This is a genomic window from Amycolatopsis sp. NPDC104587 (assembly GCF_055583645.1).
This window is the reverse complement of sequence record NZ_JBVJNO010000032.1, coordinates 1-2,154: the sequence shown is the minus strand read 5'-3', so window position 1 is coordinate 2,154 and position 2,154 is coordinate 1. Positions and strand designations below refer to the sequence as shown.

General features: G+C 70.9%; 2 protein-coding genes and 1 pseudogene. 2 read left to right on the top strand and 1 reads right to left on the bottom strand.

Going from position 1 to position 2,154, the window contains the following annotated elements; genetic code table 11:
- Positions 1–109 precede the first annotated feature (109 nt).
- Positions 110–997, bottom strand: a pseudogene (locus ACZ61C_RS47615) (aldo/keto reductase); the annotation flags it as partial.
- A 63-nt stretch (positions 998–1,060) separates the two neighbouring features.
- Between ACZ61C_RS47615 and ACZ61C_RS47610 the strand changes: the two are divergent.
- Positions 1,061–1,885, top strand: a complete 825-nt coding sequence (locus ACZ61C_RS47610; RefSeq protein WP_465314620.1) for an LLM class F420-dependent oxidoreductase — start codon at positions 1,061–1,063, stop codon at positions 1,883–1,885.
- Positions 1,886–2,003: 118 nt separating this feature from the next.
- Positions 2,004–2,154 (top strand): class II fructose-bisphosphate aldolase (locus ACZ61C_RS47605; protein WP_465314621.1); only part of this gene is annotated, 151 nt, incomplete at its 3' end.

Sequence of the window (2,154 nt, the reverse complement as noted above, 5' to 3'; positions counted from 1 at the left end):
ACGTGGTGGCCCCATTTCCCCCTGCGATGCTCCCTTGGCTCACCCCCCCCCCCCCCCCCCCCCTCCCACCCCCCCCCCCCCCTCTCCCCCCCCCCCCCCCCCCCCCCGCTACTTCGTCTGGAGTCAGGTCGAGGGTGACCGACGCGATCAGGTCGGTGAGCTGCTCGGGCGTGCGGGCGCTGGCGATCGGCGCGGCGACCGTCGGCTGCACGCGCAGCCAGGCGAGTGACACGGTGGCGACCGAGACGCCGTGCGCCGCGGCCACTTCGTCGAGCTGGGCCAGCACACGCTCGCCGTCGCCGTCCAAATAGGACTCCGCCCGGCCGGCGCGCGGGCTGTCGCTTTCGGCGCCTTTCGTGCGGTACTTGCCGGTCAGGAAGCCCTTCGCGAGAGCGAAGTACGGCAGCGTCGCCAGGCCTTCGCGCTCGACGAGCGGAGCGAGGTCACGCTCGTAGTCGCGCTCGACGAGGTTGTAGTGCGGCTGCACCACGGCGTACCGCGCGAAGCCGTTCCGGTCCGAAATGGACAGTGCATCGGCGAGTCGTTCGGCGCTGTAGTTGGACGCCCCGAGGTGGCGGACCTTGCCCGTGCGGACCAGCGCGTCGAACGCTTCCAGCGTCTCCTCGAGCGGAGTGTCCGGGTCGTCCCGGTGGGCGTAGTAGAGGTCGATGTGGTCGGTCTTGAGGCGGCGCAGCGAGTCTTCGGCCGCCTCCTGGATGTTCTTGGCCGACAGGCCCGGCCGCCGGTCCCACGCGCCGGCCTTCGTCGCGACGACGACGTCGTCCCGGTTGCCGCGCGCGGCGAGCCAGCTGCCGAGGATCTCCTCGGAGCCGCCGCCCCCGCCGTAGAGGTCGGCGGTGTCCACGAAGTTGCCACCGGCCGCGGTGTAGGCGTCGAGCACGGCGAAGGACTGCGCCTCGTCCGCCGTCCAGCCGAAGACGTTGCCGCCGAGGTTGAGCCCGTAGACGTCGAGGTCGGTGTTTCCCAGCTTGGTCATGCTTCCGACGGTAGTTCGCCGCCGGCGGGAGGAAAATCGACGTCCCACGCGTTGGAGAGTTCCATGGCTATCGAACTGGGCAAGCTCGGGATCTGGAAGTACCACGCGAACGTCGACGCGAAGTTCGCGGCGGAGGCGGAGAAGCTCGGCTACGGCGCGATCTGGCTGGGCGGCTCACCCACCGGCGACGACCTTTCGCCGGTCGACGACCTGCTCGCGGCGACGGACTCGCTGGTCATCGCCACCGGCATCGTGAACATCTGGCAGGACGACCCGGCGGCGATCGCGCGCGTGTACGAGCGCATCGCCGGCAAGTACCCGGACCGCTTCCTGCTGGGCGTCGGCGCGGGCCACCGCGAAGCGACGAAGGAGTACAAGAAGCCGTACGCGGCCCTGGTCGAGTACCTGGACGGCCTGGACGCGGCGGGCGTCCCGGTGTCCGGCCGCGCCCTGGCGGCGCTGGGCCCGAAGGTGGTGGAGCTGTCGGGTTCGCGTACGGCGGGCGCGCACCCGTACCTGACCACACCGGAGCACACCCGCGACGCCCGCTCGATCCTCGGCGAGGGGCCGCTGCTGGCGCCGGAGCACAAGGTGGTCCTCTCGACGGACCCCGCCGAGGCGCGTGCGATCGGCCGTCAGACGGTGAAGTACTACCTCGGGCTGTCCAACTACGTCGCCAACCTGCGCAAACTCGGCTTCACGGACGCCGACCTGGAGGGCGAGGGCAGCGACCGCCTGATCGACGCACTGGCGTTGCACGGCGACGCGGCCACGATCGCCCGGGGCTTGTCCGCTCACCTGGACGCCGGCGCGGACCAGGTGGTCGTCCAGGTGCTGAACGAAGACCCGTGGCCCGCCTACCGCGCGCTGGCTGCCGAGCTGCGGTGACGCGGTCCTTCTGAACCGATCCGACGTGCGGGGAAGTTTCTCCCCGGGGACCGGTGTGCGGCGGCGGTCCACCTCGTACGATGCGGTCGGGACCACCCTGTGCCAAGGAGGAGTAACGATGCCCATCGCCACCCCCGAGGTCTACGCGGAGATGCTCGACCGGGCCAAGGCGAACGAGTTCGCCTACCCGGCCATCAACGTGACCTCGTCCGAGACCGTGAACGCCGCCATCCGCGGGTTCGCCGAGGCGGAGAGCGACGGCATCATCC

Excerpts from the sequence above, each read along its gene's own strand:
- ACZ61C_RS47610 (WP_465314620.1), top strand. The coding sequence starts at position 1,061 with ATGGCTATCGAACTGGGCAAGCTCGGGATCTGGAAGTACCACGCGAAC.